This window comes from Bradyrhizobium sp. USDA 3311 (assembly GCF_054062495.1).
In genome coordinates this window covers 3639261-3657525 of record NZ_JBSSFI010000001.1, presented here as the reverse complement: position 1 = coordinate 3657525, position 18265 = coordinate 3639261, and the positions used below count along the sequence as shown (strand labels likewise).

Annotated in this window: 16 protein-coding genes and 2 pseudogenes; 9 read left to right on the top strand and 9 right to left on the bottom strand. The window is 65.0% G+C overall.

Annotated elements, in window-relative coordinates; translation table 11 throughout:
- Window positions 1–48 precede the first annotated feature (48 nt).
- The 5 genes and pseudogenes from ACVWW6_RS17390 to ACVWW6_RS17370 all read right to left on the bottom strand — a co-directional run bounded on the left by ACVWW6_RS17390 (window position 49) and on the right by ACVWW6_RS17370 (window position 5456).
- The gene (locus tag ACVWW6_RS17390) at window positions 49–1296 is read right to left on the bottom strand and encodes an acetyl-CoA hydrolase/transferase family protein (protein ID WP_456681118.1); all 1248 of its coding nucleotides are present in this window, start codon (window positions 1294–1296) and stop codon (window positions 49–51) included.
- Window positions 1297–1327: 31 nt separating this feature from the next.
- Window positions 1328–2495, bottom strand: a pseudogene (locus ACVWW6_RS17385) (acyl-CoA dehydrogenase family protein).
- Between the two features lie 40 nt (window positions 2496–2535).
- Window positions 2536–3825, bottom strand: coding sequence for a TRAP transporter large permease (locus ACVWW6_RS17380; protein WP_011089531.1), 1290 nt, complete (start codon window positions 3823–3825; stop codon window positions 2536–2538).
- A 12-nt stretch (window positions 3826–3837) separates the two neighbouring features.
- Entirely contained in the window at window positions 3838–4392 is a 555-nt protein-coding gene (locus ACVWW6_RS17375; protein WP_011089532.1) for a TRAP transporter small permease, read from the bottom strand.
- A 35-nt stretch (window positions 4393–4427) separates the two neighbouring features.
- A complete protein-coding gene (locus ACVWW6_RS17370; protein ID WP_456681117.1) occupies window positions 4428–5456 on the bottom strand; it encodes a TRAP transporter substrate-binding protein in 1029 nt (342 codons plus the stop codon).
- Window positions 5457–5682: 226 nt separating this feature from the next.
- Between ACVWW6_RS17370 and ACVWW6_RS17365 the strand changes: the two genes are divergently transcribed.
- The 4 genes and pseudogenes from ACVWW6_RS17365 (at window position 5683) to ACVWW6_RS17350 (ending at window position 9014) form a co-directional block, all read left to right on the top strand.
- A complete protein-coding gene (locus ACVWW6_RS17365) occupies window positions 5683–6885 on the top strand; it encodes a CaiB/BaiF CoA transferase family protein (protein WP_456681116.1) in 1203 nt (400 codons plus the stop codon).
- A complete protein-coding gene (locus ACVWW6_RS17360) occupies window positions 6866–7381 on the top strand; it encodes a MaoC family dehydratase (RefSeq protein WP_323922755.1) in 516 nt (171 codons plus the stop codon). The genes ACVWW6_RS17365 and ACVWW6_RS17360 overlap by 20 nt, the downstream gene beginning before the upstream one ends.
- Window positions 7381–8233, top strand: a pseudogene (locus tag ACVWW6_RS17355) (HpcH/HpaI aldolase/citrate lyase family protein). The gene ACVWW6_RS17360 and the pseudogene ACVWW6_RS17355 overlap by 1 nt, the downstream one beginning before the upstream one ends.
- A 37-nt stretch (window positions 8234–8270) precedes the next feature.
- A complete protein-coding gene (locus ACVWW6_RS17350) occupies window positions 8271–9014 on the top strand; it encodes an IclR family transcriptional regulator (protein WP_028174518.1) in 744 nt (247 codons plus the stop codon).
- Window positions 9015–9024: 10 nt separating this feature from the next.
- Here the strand turns inward: ACVWW6_RS17350 and ACVWW6_RS17345 are convergent, their stop codons facing one another.
- Window positions 9025–9447 carry a hypothetical protein gene (locus ACVWW6_RS17345; protein ID WP_456681115.1) on the bottom strand — a complete coding sequence of 141 codons (423 nt, stop codon included), beginning with the start codon at window positions 9445–9447 and terminating at the stop codon, window positions 9025–9027.
- A 264-nt stretch (window positions 9448–9711) separates the two neighbouring features.
- A complete protein-coding gene (locus ACVWW6_RS17340; protein ID WP_028174516.1) occupies window positions 9712–10503 on the bottom strand; it encodes a fumarylacetoacetate hydrolase family protein in 792 nt (263 codons plus the stop codon).
- A gap of 282 nt (window positions 10504–10785) precedes the next feature.
- Here ACVWW6_RS17340 and ACVWW6_RS17335 point away from each other — a divergent pair, with 282 nt between their 5' ends.
- Together ACVWW6_RS17335 and ACVWW6_RS17330 are read left to right on the top strand one after the other, a co-directional pair.
- A complete protein-coding gene (locus tag ACVWW6_RS17335; protein WP_038965684.1) occupies window positions 10786–11082 on the top strand; it encodes a hypothetical protein in 297 nt (98 codons plus the stop codon).
- A 273-nt stretch (window positions 11083–11355) separates the two neighbouring features.
- A complete protein-coding gene (locus tag ACVWW6_RS17330) occupies window positions 11356–12789 on the top strand; it encodes a hypothetical protein (RefSeq protein ID WP_456681114.1) in 1434 nt (477 codons plus the stop codon).
- A 9-nt stretch (window positions 12790–12798) separates the two neighbouring features.
- On the opposite strand, the gene ACVWW6_RS17325 is transcribed toward ACVWW6_RS17330, so the two are convergent.
- Window positions 12799–14097 (bottom strand): MFS transporter, encoded by a 1299-nt coding sequence (locus tag ACVWW6_RS17325; protein ID WP_304567341.1) that lies wholly within the window; start codon window positions 14095–14097, stop codon window positions 12799–12801.
- A gap of 27 nt (window positions 14098–14124) precedes the next feature.
- Complete coding sequence (locus tag ACVWW6_RS17320) at window positions 14125–14373, bottom strand: hypothetical protein (RefSeq protein ID WP_039185869.1); 249 nt, start codon at window positions 14371–14373, stop codon at window positions 14125–14127.
- A 113-nt stretch (window positions 14374–14486) separates the two neighbouring features.
- Between ACVWW6_RS17320 and ACVWW6_RS17315 the strand changes: the two genes are divergently transcribed.
- The 3 genes from ACVWW6_RS17315 to ACVWW6_RS17305 are packed head-to-tail and all read left to right on the top strand — an operon-like array spanning window position 14487 to window position 18256.
- A complete protein-coding gene (locus ACVWW6_RS17315) occupies window positions 14487–15701 on the top strand; it encodes an ABC transporter substrate-binding protein (protein ID WP_456681113.1) in 1215 nt (404 codons plus the stop codon).
- Between the two features lie 7 nt (window positions 15702–15708).
- A complete protein-coding gene (locus ACVWW6_RS17310) occupies window positions 15709–17442 on the top strand; it encodes an FAD-dependent oxidoreductase (protein WP_456681112.1) in 1734 nt (577 codons plus the stop codon).
- Between the two features lie 19 nt (window positions 17443–17461).
- A complete protein-coding gene (locus ACVWW6_RS17305) occupies window positions 17462–18256 on the top strand; it encodes an IclR family transcriptional regulator (RefSeq protein WP_011089545.1) in 795 nt (264 codons plus the stop codon).
- Window positions 18257–18265: the final 9 nt, after the last annotated feature.

The following is an 18265-nucleotide window of genomic DNA, read 5'->3' as shown; positions in this document are numbered from 1 at the left end:
CCACCTCCTCGACGACCTCGTCATGGACGCTCGCGATGATGAACTGAGCTAGCGCGCGGGCCCGCGAAGCCGCGCCGAAAGCGCGTCGCGGTGCTCAGGCGCCGCGATCGCGACCATGCGGCGCGCGCGCTCGGCAAGGCCGCAGCCACGCAGCTCCGCAACGCCCCATTCGGTGACGATGGCATCGACATCGGCGCGGGGGGTCGTCACCGTCTCGACATCAGCGACGATGCGGCTGCTCCCGTCTGACGCCGTCGCCGGCAGCGCGATGATCGCCCTTCCGCCGCAAGAGGCGTTGGCGCCGCGCACGAAATCGAGCTGCCCGCCGATGGCGCCGATCGCGACGCCATTCAGCGTCTCGGAATTGACGCTGCCGTCGAGGCCGACCTGAAGCGCCGAATTGATCGCGACCAGCCGGTTGATCCGCGCCAGCACGTTCTGGCCGTGCGTATAGGACGTCGGCCGCACCGCCACCGCCTTGTTCTCGTGCGCGAAGCGATAGAGCCGCCGGGTCCCGATCACCTGGTTGGTGACGGTGATATCGGCATCGATGCCCTTCTCCGCATTCGTCACCGCGCCGCGCTCGATCAGGTCGACGACGGCATCGTTGATCAGGCCGGAATGGATGCCGAGACGGCGCGCATGCGACAGCGAGGACAGGATCGCATCCGGAATTCGGCCGACGCCGAACTGGAGCGTGCTGCCGTCGGCGATCAGGCCTGCCGCATGCGCGGCGATGCGCCGCGAAACGTCATCGAGCGGCGTCGAGGCCAATTCAACCGGCGGCCTGCGGGCTGCCACGCGAACATGGATCGGCACGTCCTCCGGCCATTCGGCGCCGAACGTAAAGGGCGTATCCGGATTGATCTCGGCGATGACGAGGCGTGCGCCGCGCGCGGCATCGATGACGTAGTCGTTGGAGAGGCTGGCGCTGAACCGCCCTTCGAGCTCCGCAAGCTGCACCAGAACGACATCGGCCTTGTAGCGGCGCGCCGCGAAGTCGGCACAGAAGGCGCTGTAATTGCTCGGGATCACGTCGAGTCGCCCCGCTTTCGCGAGCCGCCGCGAATTGCCGATCACGCCATAGCTCTGGAACGAGACATTTCCCGCGCACGACGCCGAAAACGTCTCCGAGAACACTGGCCCGATCATCATGCGGAAGGGCGGAAGCTGTGCTGCCTGCGCCATCAGCGCTTCCGTCAGCGTGACAGGCTCCGCCGTCGCCTGCCCGCACACGACGAGATCATCCTTCCGGACCAGGCCGGCAAAATCGATCGGCGAGCTGTCCTCGGGCATCGGCAATCCTCCCGACCGATCCGCGGGCAACCTAGTACGACTTCGCCAGCCCCAGCACCTTTTCCGCGATGAAGCTGAGCGCGAGCTGCGGGCTGACCGGCGCGATGCGCGGGATCAGCACTTCACGCAGATAACGCTCGACGTGGAACTCCTTGGCATAGCCGAAGCCGCCATGGGTCATCACGGCCTGCTCGCAGGCATGGTAGCCGGCTTCGCCTGCGAAATATTTCGCGGCATTCGCGCCAGCGCCGCAGGGCAAGCCCTTGTCGTATTGCCAGGCCGCCTGCATCACCATCAGCCAGGCCGCCTCGAGCTCGACCCAGTTCACCGCGAGCGGATGCTGGATGCCCTGGTTCTTGCCGATCGGGCGGTTGAAGACGACGCGGGTCTTGGCGTATTCGGTCGCGCGCGACAGCGCGAGCTTGCCGAGGCCGACGGCTTCCGCCGCGATCAGGATGCGCTCGGGGTTCATGCCTTCGAGGATGTACTGGAAGCCCTTGCCCTCTTCGCCGATGCGGTCCTCCATCGGGATCTCGAAATCCTCGAAGAACAGCTCGTTGGAATCGACGACCTTGCGGCCCATCTTCTCGATCTCGTGGACCTTGATCTTCTTGCGGTCGAAGTCGGTGTAGAACAGGCTGAGGCCGTGGGTGGGCGAGCGCACCTCTTCCAGCGGCGTGGTGCGCGCCAGCAGCAGGATCCTTGTGCGCGACCTGCGCGGTCGAGATCCACACCTTCTGGCCGTTGACGATGTAGCGGTCGTTCTTGGCGACCGCACGGGTCTTGAGCTGGGTGGTGTTGAGGCCGGTATTGGGCTCGGTGACGGCGAAGCACGCCTTCTCGCGGCCCTCGACCATCGGCGGCAGCATGCGCTTGCGCTGCTCCTCGGTGCCGAACACGACGACAGGATTAAGCCCGAACACGTTGATGTGCACGGCCGAGGCGCCGGACATGCCGGCGCCGGATTCGGCGATGGTACGCATCATGATCGCGGCTTCAGTAATGCCGAGCCCCGAGCCGCCATAGGCCTCCGGCACGCAGATGCCGAGCCAGCCGGCGTCGGCCAGCGCCTTGTGGAAATCGTGCGGAAAGCCGCCGTCATGGTCCTTCTTCAACCAGTAGGCATCGGGAAAGCCTTCACAGATCTTGGCGATGGCATCGCGAATGGCTTCCTGCTGATCGGTGAGCGCGAAATCCATGTTCTTGATCTCCTTATTGGGAGCCGCCAGGGCTCCGATCCTAGCGCCCCATCTGCGAGGGCAGCCAGAGAATGATGCTCGGAAACGCCACCAGGATCGCGATCGCGATCAGATGGGCGATGAAATGCGGGAAAGTGCCGTGGAACACTTCCGCCACCGGCCGCTTGGCATAGCGGGCGACGATGAAGCAGTTCAGCCCGACCGGCGGCGTGATCATGCCGACCTCGGCGGTGACGATCTTGATGACGCCGAACCAGATCGGATCGAAGCCGAGCGTCTTGATCAGCGGCAGCACGATCGGCACGGTCAGCACCAGGATGGCGATCTGGTCCATGAAGGAGCCGAGCACGATGTAGCCGCACAGGATCAGCGTGATGATCACCCAGCGCGAAGTCGGCAGACTGCCGATCCAGGCGACGAGGTCCTGCGTGACGTGGGTTAGCGTGAAGAAGTAGCCGAAGATCGAGGCTCCGACGAGGATCATGATGATCATGCAGGTGCCGTGGCAGGCCCGCAGCAGCGTCCGGTAAAGCGATGACGGCGTGATCTTGCCCTTGACGATCGCGAGCAGGAAGGCGCCGAACGCGCCGAAGGCGGAAGCCTCCGTCGGCGTGGCGACGCCGAGATAGATCGTGCCGGTCACGATCGAGAACAGCACCACCATCGGCGAGACTTGCCACAACAGCGCGAATTTTTCGCGCCACGGTACCGATTTCGCGGCGGGCGCGCGCGAAGGATCCTGCCAGACCAGGAAGTAGATCGTGGCCATGATGGTGATGGTGACGAGGATCGCGGGGATGATGCCGCTGATCAGGAGCTTGCCGATGTTCACCTCGGCGAGCAGGCCGAAGATGACGAGCGCGACGCTGGTCGGCAGCAGCATCGACAGCGTGCCTGATATCGCGACCACGCCGGCGGCCATCTTGGGCTCATAGCCCTGGCGGATCATCGCGGGAAGGCTGGTCGAGGACAGCGTCGCGGCGGACGCCGTCGAGGTGCCGCAGATCGCGCCAAAACCTGCGCCGGCAAGTGCCGTCGCCATGCCGAGCCCGCCGGGAATGCGCCCGACCCAGGCCGACGCCGTCTTGAACAGGTCGTCCGCGACACCCGACAGCAGCACGAGGTCCGCCATCAGCAGGAACATCGGGATGGTGATCAGCTCGTAGGACGAGACAGTCGACAGCGGCGCGGTTTGCAGGATGCCGAACAATGTACCCCATCCGCCGACCATCACGAGGCCGACCGAACCGGAGAAGGCCATGGCGAAGCCGACGGGCGTGCCGAGTGCCAGCAGGCCGAACAGCAGGGCGAGAACGATGAAAGGTGTCATGGATGCCTGCCGTTACTCAAAGCTTCGCGTTTCGCCGACGCCGGTCACCGGCGGCAGCGGATAGAGGTCGCGCCCGCTGACGAGGCTCAGCACATTGCCGACGAGCTGGAGCGCCAGCCGCAGCACCAGCACGCCGCAGCCGAACGGCACCAGCGCCGCCGATATCCAGGTCGGCCAGGCGATCGCACCGGCCAGCACGTCGTGCTGCTCGTAATTCTCCAGCGCACGCTCGAACCCGACCTTGCAGATCAGGACGAACACGAACAGGCCGGCAAGCGCGGTGATGATCTCGGACAGTCGCCGTCCCGCCGGCGAGAAGCGCGACAGGAGGATATCGACGCCGACATGCGCATGCTCGCGCAACCCGTCCGACAGCGTGAAGAAGAACACGCCGGCCAGAAGATAGAGGCCGATCAGATCATAGGTGAAGGCAAACGGACGGTTCAGCGCGTAGCGCATGAACACGTCGGTCACGACAAGCAGCATGATCACGAACAGGAACACCACCGCGATCACCGTCAGCGCGCGCTCCAGCGCGCCGAGCACATCTCCCGCCCGCTTGATCACCTCCAGCGCCTCCCTTTGCCGTATTTCATGGACGGTTACTTGGCGCCACCGGCGGCGAGCAGATCTTCAAACTCCTTCAGCGCGGCGGACGCCTGCTTGCCGCGGCTGTCGAGCCCGCTCGCCCACTCCTTGCCGACGCCCTTCAGCTTGTCCTTCATCTCGGCACGCGTCGCCTCCGGCAGCGGCTCGAAGCTGACGCCCTGGTCCTGAAGGTGCTTCCTGGTGCACTCCGTCTCCTTGTCGACCTGCGCACAGGCGGTCGGCTCGATCGCCTCGGACGCCTCGTTCATCGCCTTCTTCACGTCGTCGGGCAGCTTGTCCCAGACCGACTGGTTGATGGAATAGGCCACGATGAAGCTGCCGAAGCTGACGCCTTCGGTGGCGTGCTTGACCAGCTTGTCCAGACCATAGGCCACGACGCTCTCCATCGGGAACAGCAGGCCGTCCATGGTACCGCGCGACAGTGATTCATACGCATCGGGCGCCGCCATGCGCACCGGCACGGCGCCGAGCGCACGCAATGTCAGATCCTGCGCGCCGCCGGTGGTGCGCAGCTTCAGGCCCTGCATGTCCTTGGTCGTGTCGACCTTGGTTTTTGCGGTCCACACCTGATAGGGCGGCAGCACCACCTCGAACAGCAGCTTGATCTTGTTCGGCGCGTATTCCTGCTTGGCCAAAACGCCTTCGCGCGCGGTCTTCCAATAGGCGAGCGTGCCCTGGCAGCTCGTCTCAAAGGCCCCCGGCAACTGCGCGACTTCCGACAGCGGCATCTTGTCGGAGACGTAGGACGGCCCGATGTAGCCGATGTCGACCACACCGGACTGCGTCAACCGCAACATGTCGGCGGCCTTGCCGATCTGCTGGTTCGGATAATAGGTGAAGGTTACCGCGCCATTGGTGCGCTTGGTGACGTCGTCCATCCAGGGCTTGAGCAGCAGGCGAACCAGATAGTGGCCGGCGGGGAAGCTATCGGCGACCTTCAGCTCCAGCGCCTGCGCCTGAAACGTCGAGACCGGCAGCGCGAGCGCGAACACTGCTGCGGCCCAGACCTTGTTCTTCTTCATTTCGTTCTCCCTGACGCGTCCCATGCCGAAGGCGGCAGCCTTCGGCTGCCATCCGTCCGGCCCTCACTCCACTTCTTGCTTGAGGAAAATGTACATATACGTGAATTTATAAGTCAAGTATATGAACTATGCATAGGCCCATGCACGGAACATCGGGACGGTCGAATTGACACCTCAGATTTATGAATTCTAACTCCACGAATATGAATGCACCCAACGAGGCCCCATGGGACCGCTCGCCGGCTTCACCGTTCTCGACCTGACCTCCGTCCTGATGGGCCCGTACGGCACCCAGGTGCTGGCGGACATGGGCGCCGACGTCATCAAGGTCGAAAGCCCCGAGGGCGACATCGTCCGCCAGATCGGTCCCGGCCGCACGCCCGGCATGGGCGGGATGTTTCACAACGCCAATCGCGGCAAGCGCAGCATCGTCCTCGACCTCAAGAAGACGGAAGGCCGCGACACGCTGCTGCGGCTGGCGAGGCGCGCCAACGCGCTCGTCTATAATGTGCGCCCGCAGGCGATGGCGCGGCTCGGCCTCGACTACGAGACGCTGGCCGCGGTCAATCCCGCCCTCGTCTATGTCGGCGCCTTCGGCTACGGCCAATCCGGCCCCTACGCCGCAAAGCCCGCCTACGACGATCTGATCCAGGGCGCAGCGACCATTCCGACGCTGCTCGCAGCCGCCGGTGACGGCACGCCGCGCTACGTCCCTGTGACCATCGCCGACCGCGTCGTCGGTCTGATGATGGTCAACGCCATCATGGGCGGGCTGATGCACCAGCAGCGCACCGGCCAGGGCCAGCGCATCGACGTGCCAATGTTCGAATCGATGACCGAGTTCGTGCTGGTCGATCATCTCGGCGGCCTCACCTACGATCCGCCGCTCGACCATGGCGGCTATGTCCGCCTGCTCTCGCGCTACCGAAAGCCCTACAAGACCAGCGACGGCTATCTCTGCGTCCTGATCTACAACGACAAGCACTGGCGCAGCTTCTTCGAGGCGATCGGGCAGCCGGAATTCCTGCAGCAGCCGCGCTTCGCCAACCACGCGTCACGCACGAAACATATCGACGAGATCTATGAGGAGATCGGCCACATCTTCCTCACCCGCACCACCGCGGAGTGGCGCGAGCTGCTGGAGCACGCCGACATTCCGGTGATCCCGATGCACACCCTGGAGACGATTTTGGACGATCCGCATCTCAACGCGGTCGGCTTCTTCAGGACGGTCGATCACCCCGTGGAAGGCCGCATCCGCCAGATGCGGGTGCCTTCGACCTGGAGCGTGACCCAGCCGGAGCCGGCCGGCCCGGCGCCGACGCTCGGCCAGCATGGCCGCGACATCCTGCACGAGGCCGGCTTCTCGGCAGACGAGATCGAAACGCTCGCGCAGCAGGAAGCAGTTCATCTGGCGGCGCCGCCTTAACGGCAGCGCCAGCCAAACCGCACGATACAGGGAGGAAATCGCGATGGCCGGACTTTATTTCGAGGACTTTTCCGTGGGCCAGGAGTTCAGGCATCCGCTGACCCGGACCGTCACGGAGATGGACAACACCATGTTCAGCCTGCTGACGCTCAACCCGCAGCCGCTGCATATCGACGCGCATTTCGCCGAAAAGACCGAGTTCGGCCAGCGCATTTTCAACAGCCTTTACACTCTCGGCATCATGATCGGCATGACGGTCTATGATACGACCATGGGCACCACCGTCGCCAATCTCGGCATGACCGACGTCACCTTTCCGAAACCGGTCTTCCATGGCGACACCTTGCGGGCAACGACGAAGGTGCTTTCGTTGCGGGAATCCAAATCGCGCCCCAAGGCGGGCATCGTCGAGTTCGAGCACCACGCCCTGAACCAGAACGACGAGATCGTCGGAAAATGCCGCCGCATGGCGATGATGCACAAGAGGCCGGTCTGATGCGTTCGATGCTGTTCGTGCCGGGGGATTCCCCGCGCAAATTCGAGAAGGCGAGCGAAGGCAAGGCCGACGCGCTGATCATCGATCTCGAGGATTCCGTCGTCACCGAGAAGAAGGGCGGAGGCGCGTGGGCTGACGCTGGCGATGCTGAAGAGCCGTCCCGGCCCACACCAGCTCTATGTCCGCGTCAACGCGCTCGACACCGGCATGACGCTGGCCGATCTCGCCGCGGTGATGCCGGGCAGGCCCGACGGCATCGTGCTGCCGAAATCGCAAGGCGGCGACGATGTGCGACAGGTCGCGACCTGGCTCGAAGCACTCGAGGCGGCGGCCGGTATCGTGGTCGGCGCAACCCGCATCGTCTGCGTCGCGACGGAGACCGCCGGCTCGATCTTCGGGCTCGGCAGCTACAAGGGCTGCTCCCCTCGCCTCGCCGGCCTGATGTGGGGCGCGGAGGATCTCTCCGCCTCTTTGGGTGCCACAGAGAAGTCCTCGGGCGGCGTGTTCCACAGTCCCTATCGCCTCGCGCGCGATCTCTGCCTGATGGCAGCCGCCGCGGCCGAGGTCGCGCCGATCGACACTGTCTATACCGACATAGACAATCTGGCCGGCCTCGAGCAGGAAACCCGGGCGGCGCGGCGCGACGGGTTTTCGGCGAAGGCGCTGATCCATCCCAAGCATGTCGATGTCGTCAACGCGGCATTCAAGCCGACGGAAGCCGAGCGCAGCTGGGCGGAGAAGGTGATCGCGGCGTTCGCGAGCAATCCCAATTCCGGCACGCTGCGGCTCGACGGCCAGATGATCGACAAGCCGCATCTTCGCGCCGCGAAGAAGATCCTCGGCCAGTCCTAGATCAAGGGCATCGCGCTGCGACAGACGGGACCGGATCATGATCGTTCGCCAAGCCGCAAACGTCCTGGAGATCATGGAATTCTTCGCCCAGACGAGGAAGCCGGCGACGCTTGCGGAGATCGCCGATCATTTCGGCTGGCCGCGCTCGTCGACCTTCAACCTGCTCGCGACGCTCTCGGAGAAGGGCTATCTGTACGAGCCGCGGCCGCGCGCCGGCTTCTATCCGACACCGCGCTGGCTCGCCATGGCGCGGATGATCTCGGAGGTCGAGCCGCTGCCGCCATGGACGCATACGCTGGTTGCCGATCTCTCGGCCGAGACCGGCGAGACGGCGTCGATCGTGGCGCCCGCGGGCGTGATGGCGGTGTTCATCGACGTCGTCGAGTCCAAGGCGGCGATCCGCTATTTCGCGACCATCGGCCACCGCGTGCCGATCCACGCGACCGCGAGCGGCCGCGCGCTGCTGCTGCAATATTCGCAGGAGGAGCGCGACTCCGTCTATCGCAAGATCGAGTTCAAGCAGTACGGTCCGTCAACGCCGATCAGCATCGAGGCGGTGGAAGCCGAACTGCGCAACTCGATCGAGCGCGGCTATTGCCAGAGCTTTGGCGACTACAGCCGCGACCTCGCGGGCGCTGCGATTCCACTGCCGATCGGCGACCGCAGGCTCTCCGTCGTCGTCGCGGGGCCGGAGTTCCGGATTGGACCGAAGGTGGCCGAGGTGGCGGCGCTGATCGCGCGCACGGTCGACCGGCTGCGGCCGAAGACCACCGCGGCCTAGCGCCGAAGTTTCATTCGAATCCCTGAATCGGCGGCGTCGAAGTCTCCGCCGGCGCAGCCTGCGCCGGTGCAGCTTCAACAGGCTGCTCCGCAGGCGCGGCTTGGGCCGGCGGATTGCCGGCAGCCCTGATTTGGCCGTTGGCATTCATCGCCTCGCGTGCGCGCGGCGGAGCGACGGTTGCGGCTGCGCGATACGTCTCGCGGCGCGGCGGCTGCCGATGTCTCGCCGAACGTGAATCTCTCGCGCCCCAGGACCGGGCGATTGCAGGTCCGGCGGTATAGCCCACCACCGCGCCCGCGACGGCACCGATCGGCCCCAGCACCACAGCGCCTGATACGGCTCCGATTGCTGCAGCACCGGCGCGCTCTTGCGCGGCGGTGCTTGCAGGCACGCCCGCCAGCAGCACGACGGCAGTGATCAAAGCTTTGTTCATCGGAGCGCCTCCCTCACGGGAGATCACTTCTTACTGAAATATGGCTGCAGAACGTTTGTTCGTTGCCAAACACGGGGCAATCGCCGATGGAACTCCGGCAATTCAGAGGCCTCGCCTTCAAACCGCGGTTCCAGCGGAGGTCGCGCGGCGCAACTACGGCGCGACCTTGTCGCTGGTAAACCCGTTGGCGTCGAGCGCGCGACGCGGATTGCATCTGACGGTGCAATCCGGCCTCTCCCCGCACGCGGGGAGAGGCGAAGACAATCAGACGATCTTGATCGACATGTCCGGCAGTCCCTCGAGCTTGCACAGCAGCACGTCGCCCTTCACCACCGGGCCGACATTCTCCGGCGTGCCGGAATAGATGATGTCGCCGGCCTTCAGCTCGAACGCTTCCGAGAGCTTTGCGATCTGCTCGGCGACGCTCCAGATCATCTTGCTGAGATCCGAGCTCTGCTTCACGGTGCCGTTGATTGCGAGCGAGATCGCGCCCTTCTCGAAATGGCCGGTCTTGCTCGCGGGGTGGATCGGACCGAGCACCGCGGCGTGGTCAAAGCTCTTGCCGATTTCCCACGGCTTCTTCTCCGCGGCCATGCCGTTCTGGAGATCGCGCCTGGTCATGTCGAGACCGAGCGCGTACCCATAGACGTGGTCGAGCGCCTTCTCGGCCGGGATATTGGTGCCGCCGGATTTCAGCGCGGCAACCAGTTCGACCTCGTGATGATAATTCTTGGTCAGCGACGGATAGGGATGGTCGGCGACCTCGCCGACCGCGACGTTCTGGATCGCGTCCGTCGGCTTCTGGAAGAAGAACGGCGGCTCGCGGTTCGGATCCGAGCCGCGCTCGATCGCATGCGCCGCATAGTTGCGCCCGATGCAATAGATGCGGCGGACCTGGAACACCTGGGTCTCGCCGACGATCGGGATCGCGACCATCGGCACCGGGAAGATCGGCTTCGGTCCGGCCTGCGCTGCGGCGGGCGCAACCTCCGCGATGGAAGCTGCGGTGGCTGCGGCGGCTGTTGCGAGCAGATCCCGGCGCGTGGTCTTTTTCATCTTTTGTGCTCCCTTTTTGCTTCGCAGGTCGGCGTTCATGCGCGCCGATCCGTCTGCTTAGACGATATTCAATATGCCAGCAACGCTGGACGGGCGCGACGAGACATCGTCTTATTGATGAGCCAACTTCAACCGCATCCAACCCGTCATGCGGCAGGACGGACATTGTCAGCGCCTGCGTTGACCTCCACTTTTGGGCCATTCCATAAGTAGGCCCTAGTCCGGCAGCGGCCCGGTATGCTTTGATGCGTGGGGGAGGAACCGAGACGCAAGGGTGGCCTGATGTACATACTCATTCGAAAATACACCAAGGTTCGTTCGGTCGCGGATGCTGCCCGCCGCGCCAAAAGCGGCGTCGGTCAGATCCTGAGGGAGTCGCGCGGCTTCAAGTCTTACTATGTGCTGGATGGGGGCGAAGGCGTTGGTGTCGCCGTGATGATATTTGAGGACCGCGAATGCGCCAATGCGGCGAACGATAAGGTGATGGAGTTCGTTCAAGCAAGCATGCATGACCTTGATCTCGGGGATCCCGAAATCATCGCCGGAGAAGTCCTGGTGAATATAGAATCTGCCGCGTAGATGCTCGCATGGCTACTCACGCCTTGACATGCGCCAGGCTCTGCTCGCGCAACGCCAGCTATGGCCAGAACTTTGCCCAGGGCTGCGCCGCTTCGAACGCGGCGGGGCTAATGGTTCGGGCGGCTGCATTTGCTTTTGGCAGCACGCATAAGAAGGCGTCAGGACGTGCATACAAGACGGCGAATGCCACGCGGCGGACTTCTTGACGCAGCACGGGCGACAGGGCTTGCGCTGCTCGCGGCCGGGACATCGTGCGCAGCGCACGCCGCCGCCGTGTCGATCGCACCTGCGGGGCTGCAAGCGATCGGTACCATCGATCCCCGCTTTCAGTCCTACAACATCGAGACGGTGGAGGTGACCGGCGGACGGTTCTGGAAGCCTTATCCGCAGACGATGCGCGCGTGGGCTGACAAGGATCGCTACAGTTACAGACCTCCAATCGAGCTCGGCAACACGCGTCTGCGCAAGCTCGCGGCGGCGTTGTCGCCGGCTTATCTGCGCGTGAGCGGCACCTGGGCCAATGCGACGTTCTTCGCCGACACCGAGAGTGCGCCAGCCGCGCCGCCACCGGGGTTCAACGCGGTGCTAAGCCGCGCGCAGTGGCGCGGCGTCGTCGACTTTGCGCGCGCGGTCGATGCAGAGATCGTCACCTCCTTTGCCATCAGCCCGGGCAGCCGCGACGCGGATGGCCTTTGGAGGCCGGATCAGGCGCAACGCCTGATCGACTATACGCGCTCGCTGGGCGGCCACATCGCCGCCGCCGAATTCATGAACGAGCCGACGCTCGCGGCGACCAACGGTGCGCCGCCTGGATACGATGCGAAGGCTTATGTCCGCGATGTCGGGATCTTTCGCGAGTGGATGCTGCGCGCCGCGCCGCAGACGCTGATCGTCGGACCAGGCTCGGTCGGCGACTCAGCTTCCACCGGCGCGTCCGGCCTCCGCACGCGCGACCTGCTCGCCGCCTCGGGCGCCGGTGTCGATCGCTTCTCCTATCATCACTACAACACGATCTCGCCGCGCTGCGGCGGCCGCGACGAGCCGGCACACGCGCTGTCCGAAGCGTGGCTCGCCCGCACCGATGCCGCGCTATCGACCTACAAGTCGCTGCGCGACGAATTCGCGCCGGACAAGCCGATCTGGCTGACCGAAACCGCGGACGCCGCCTGCGGCGGTAACCGCTGGGACAAGACTTTCCTCGATACGTTCCGCTATCTCGACCAACTCGGACGCCTGGCCAGGGCCGGCGTTCAAGTGGTGATGCACAACACGCTGGCCGCGAGCGACTACGGATTGCTGGACGAGAAGACGTTCCGCCCGCGGCCGAATTATTGGGGCGCGCTGCTCTGGCGTCGGTTGATGGGTACGACGGTACTCGACGCAGGCGCCGCGATGGCGTCCGGCCTCCATGTCTACGCGCACTGTCATCCGTCGAAGCGCGGCGCCGTGACCGTGCTCGCGATCAATATCTCGCGCAGCACAGCGCGCACGATCATGATGCCGCTACCCGCCGAGCGCTACACCTTGCAGGCCGCAGGGCTGAAGGGCGCAACCGTGCAACTGAACGGCAAGACGCTGGCGCTGACCGACGGAGATGGGCTGCCGCACCTCGCCGGGCGCACGACCGCGGCCGGCCCGGTGCACCTTGCACCCGAAACCATCACTTTCCTCGCCATTCCGGGCGCCGCGAATTCCGCCTGCCGATGACGGCGCTCACTATTTGAGCGCGTCGCGCGCCGTCTCCGGCGCCATCAGCGTCGCGACGATCGTGATGATCGACAGCGCGATGATGTAGACCGACACCGCCCAATAGGAGCCGGCCCATGCGAGCAGCGCGGTTGCGATCAACGGCGAGAAGCCGCCGCTGAGCGCGGCCGCGACGTTGGCACCAAGCGATGCGCCGCTGTAGCGCACCTGGGTGCGGAACAGTTCCGGCATGAACGCGGCCTTCGGCCCGAACAGCAGCGCATGCGTCAGCGTCATCGTGACGACGAGCGCGAGCGTGATCAGCGCCGGGTCCCTGGTATCGAGGAACCAGAACAGCGGAAACGCCAGCGCCACCGAGAACACGCCGCCGGCGAGATACAGCGCCTTGCGGCCGAAGATATCGGACAACCAGCCTGCAAGCGGCAATGTGGCGAATTCGACGATCGCCGCATAGACCACCGCATCCAGGATAACCTGGCGCGGCAGGCCGAGCTTTGTCGTGGCGTAGACCACGGTGAAGACGGTGAGGAGGTAGGCGAGCCCGACTTCCGAGACCGTGATGCCGATCGCCAGCAGGAAGCTGCGCCAGTCGCGGCGCAGCACTTCCCAGACCGGCTGCGCCAGCACCTCCTTGCGCTCGACCACCTCCTTGAAGTGCGGTGTCTCCGCAAGCTTCAGCCGCACGATGAAGCCGACACCGACGAGCACAATGCTGATCAGGAACGGCACGCGCCAGCCCCAGCTCAGGAAGTCGGCCTCAGGCAGCTTCGTCATCAGGGCGAAGATGCCGGTGGATGCGGCAACGCCGACAGGAAAGCCGATCTGCACCAGGCTGCCGTAGAAGCCGCGGCGATTGCCGGCATGCTCGATCACCATGACGACCGCGCCGCTCCATTCGCCGCCGAGCCCGATGCCCTGGACGAAGCGCAGGACGATGAGCAGGATCGGCGCCCACACGCCGATCTGGCTGTAGGTCGGCAGGCAGCCGATCAGGAAGGTGCCGAGCCCCATTGCGATCATGGTCGCGACCAGCATTGTCTTGCGGCCGAGCCGATCGCCATAATGCCCGATGATCGCGCCGCCGATCGGCCGCGCCACGAAGCCGACCGCATAGGTCGAGAATGCCACCAGCGTGCCGACAAAGGGATCGAAGCTCGGAAAGAACAGCTTGTTCAGCACCAGCGCCGCCGCCGTGCCGTAGATCAGGAAGTCGTACCACTCGATCGCGGTGCCGAGCGCGCTCGCCCACACCACATGCGCCGTCGTCGATCGCTCCGTCGCGCCGGAGACCCCCGTTGCTGCCGTCATTCCATGCCCCAAAGATTCCCGGCGGCATCATGGCCAATCGCGGTGGCGGTTGCAACCTGCGGGGGTGTTGCTGCTGGCGATGACCACAGCGGGAATGGTGGCGCACAACTGCATCAACGCCGTCATTGCGAGGAGCTCGCGACAAAATTGCGTGGCAATTTTGCGCTGATGCGACGAAGCAATCCAGACTGCCTCCACGGAAAGAGTCTGGATTGCTTCGCTGCGCTCGCAATGACGGGTGTTGAAGCAGTTGCGCTTCCCGTCGTCCGCCAGCACGGAGGAACCTTCCGGGCTTTAATTCGCCATTGACAAATTCATTCGCTAATATCTAACTTGTCGCCATGATAATCGGCCGCGCCAAGCGGCCCACAAAAAGAGAGGGAACGACGATGAGAGGGTTTTTGGCCTGCGCCATGCTCGCGGCCATGACTTCGGCTGCCATGACGTCAACCGCGACCGCGCAGGTCTCCGACGACGCCGTGCGGATCGGCGTGCTGACGGACCTGTCAAGCTGGGGCCGCGACAACAGCGGGCCGGGGTCGGTCGAAGCCGCGAAAATGGCGGTCGAGGAATTCGGCCCCACCGTGCTCGGCAAGCCGATCGAGATCATCAGCGCCGACCATCAGATGAAGACCGACGTCGGCGTCCAGATCGTGCGCGGCTGGTTCGACAACGGCAAGGTCGACGCCGTCGTCGACATCCCCAATTCCGGCATCGCGATCGCCGTGCACAACATGGTGCGCGAGCGCAACAAGATCGCCCTGCTCTCCGGCCCCGGCGCGAGCTCGCTGACCGACGAGCTGTGCAGCCCGAACACCGTGCATTTCACCTACGACACCTACGCCCTGTCGAAGGTGACCGCCTCCGCCGTGATCAAGGAGGGCGGAAAATCCTGGTACTTCATCACCGCGGACTATGCCTTCGGCCAGCAGCTCGAGAAGGACGCCACGCGCTTCATCAACGAGATGGGCGGCAAGGTGCTTGGTGGCGTGAAGCACCCGACCAACACCGCGGACTTCTCCTCCTTCGCCCTCCAGGCACAGAGCTCGAAATCCGACGTCGTCGCCTTCGCCAACGCCGGCCAGGACACCGACAACGCCATCAAGCAGTCCGGCGAGTTCGGCCTGGTCCAGGGCGGCCAGAAGCTCGTCGGCCTCTTGATGTTCGACACCGACGTGCATGCGATCGGCCTCAAGGCCGCGCAGGGCACCTACATGACCACGGCCGCGTACTGGAACATGGACGAGGCCACCCGCGCCTGGTCGAAGAAGTTCTACGAGCGCACCAAGGTGATGCCGACCATGATCCACACCGGCGTCTACGGCTCGGTGTTGCATTACCTGAAAGGCATCAAGGCGGCCGGCACCGACGATCCCGCCAAGGTGATGGCCAAGATGCGCGAGCTGCCGATCGAGGATATCTTCGTCCATGGCGGCAAGTTGCGCGAGGACGGCCGCGTCATCCGCGACATGTATCTGGCCAAGGTGAAGTCGCCCGAGCAGTCCAAGGAGCCCTGGGATTACCTCGAGATCGTCAAGACGGTGAAGGGCGAGGACGCCTTCCGTCCGGTCTCCGAGTCCAAATGTCCGCTGCTGAAGAAATGAGGCACGCATGACCGGCAACGAGCATAGCGCAACTGAGACTTACGAGTGCGATGTGCTCGTGGCCGGATCGGGCGCCTCCGGCATGTCGGCCGCGATCACCGCGCGCTATCGCGGCCTCGACGTGCTGATCGTCGAGAAGGAGCCGCGTTTCGGTGGCACCACTGCCCGCTCCGGAGGCTGGCTCTGGATCCCCGGCACCTCGCTGGCGAAGGCCTATGGCATCGAGGAGACGCCGGAGCAGGCCCGCACATACCTGCGGCACGAGGCCGGCAACAATTTCGACGCCGCGCGCGTCGATGCGTTCCTGAGCGCCGGTCCCGAGGCGGTGGATTTCTTCACCACCAGGACAGCCCTGCGCTTCGACATGCCGCTGGTGTTCCCGGACTATCACGCCGAAGCACCGGGCGGCGCGCAAGGCGGCCGCTCCATGGTGACGCGCCCATTCGACGGCCGCGAGCTCGGCGAGCAGATCAGGACACTCGGCATGCCGCTGCCGGAGCTGACCGTATTCGGCATGATGCTCGGCTCCGGCAAGGAGATCATCCATTTCATGCGGGTGACGAAATCGCTGACCTCGGCGGTCTATGTCGCAAAGCGCCTGTCGCGGCATCTGATGGACGTGCTGCGCTACGGCCGCGGCATGACGCTGACCAACGGCAATGCGCTGGCGGGACGGCTGGCGAAATCCGCGCTCGATCTCAAGATTCCGATGTGGCTGTCTTCTCCGGTGCGCGAGCTGACGGTCGAGAACGGAGCTGTCACCGGCGCGATCGTGTCGCGCGAGGGACGCGAGGTGCGTGTTCGCGCAAGGCAGGGCGTCGTGCTCGCCTGCGGCGGCTTCCCGCATGACGTCGAACGCCGCAAGAAGATGTTTCCGCATGCGCCGACCGGCAACGAGCATTTTTCGCCGGGTCCCACCGGCAACACCGGCGACGGCTTGCGCCTTGCGGAAAGCGCCGGCGGACATGTCGAGGACCGTCTGCCGAATGCCGCGGCCTGGGTGCCGGTGTCGCTCACCACGCGCAAGGACGGCTCGAAGGGCGTGATGCCGCATTTCATCGACCGCGCCAAGCCCGGCGTGATCGCGGTGATGCGCGACGGCAGGCGGTTTGCCAATGAAGGCAATTCCTACCACGACTTCGTCCAGGCCATGGTCAAGGCGGCCAAGCCCGGCGAGGAGATCGCGGCGTACCTCGTCTGCGATCACAAGACGTTGCGGAAATACGGCCTCGGCTGCGTGCCGCCCTTCCCGATGCCGCTGGGTCATCACCTCAGTACCGGCTATCTCATGCGCGGCGACACGCTCGAGGCGCTTGCGGCGAAAGCTGGCATCGACGCCACGGCCTTCGCCGAGACAATCAAGCAGTTCAATGCGACCGCGCCGCTGGGACACGATGCCGCCTTCGGCAAGGGCTCGAAGGCCTATAACCGCTACCAGGGCGATGCGCTGCACGGCCCGAACCCCTGCGTCGCGCCGATCGAGAACGGCCCGTTCTACGCCATCAAGATGGTGATCGGCGACCTCGGCACATATGCCGGCATCGTCACCGATGAGAACGCGCGGGCGCTGGACGCCGAAGGCCGGGTCATCCCCGGCCTCTATGCCGCCGGCAACGACATGGCGAGCATCATGGGCGGCAATTATCCCGGCGCCGGCATCACGCTTGGGCCGGCGCTGACCTTCGGCTACATTGCCGGCCGTCATCTTGCCGACAGCGCCGCCAAGCGCAACGCGGCGTAAGCGGAACGCCAGGAGGCGCATGAAGAGAGAAAGCCGCGGCATCCAGTCGATCGAGGTCGGCGGAGAACTGCTCCGCGCCCTCGCCCGCAGCGGCGAGCCGATGATGCTGCGCGATCTCGCACGCGAGGCCGGCATGACGCCGGCCAAGGCGCATCCCTATCTCGCCAGTTTCTCGCGCATCGGGCTAATCGAGCAGGACGAGACCACCGGCCGCTACGAGATCGGCGCGCTGGCGCTGGAGCTCGGCCTCATCAGCCTGCGCCGCCTCTCCGGCGTGCGGATCGCCGGACCAAAGATCGCGGCGCTTGCGAGCCAGATCGGCCATGCGGTCTCGCTGGCCGTCTGGGGCACGCATGGTCCGACCGTGGTGCAGCTCGAAGAGCCGGGTCAGCCCGTGCACATCGTGATGCGGGCCGGCTCGGTGATGGCGCTGCTGGAGACCGCAACCGGCCGCGCCTTTGCGGCCTTCCTGCCGGAGAAGACCGTCAATGCCGCGCTCGAAAGCGGCCTCGACCGTCACGGCGTCGGTTACAATCCGAAGCGGGCGGTGAAAGGCGCGAAGGTCGCCGACATGCTCACTGAGGTCCGCAAGCACGGCCTCGCCCGCGCGCTGGGCGATCCCCTGCCCGGCGTCAATGCGTTCTCGGCACCAGTGTTCGATCACGCCGGCCATGTCGCGCTGGTCATCACCGCGATGGGGCCGGAAGGCACGTTCGATGCCCGCTGGGACAGCCCGATCGCGCATGCCTTGCGCGACTGCGCCGGCGGGATTTCGAAGCGGCTCGGCCACGGGATGACGGTTGCGGCGGAGTGAGCGATAGTT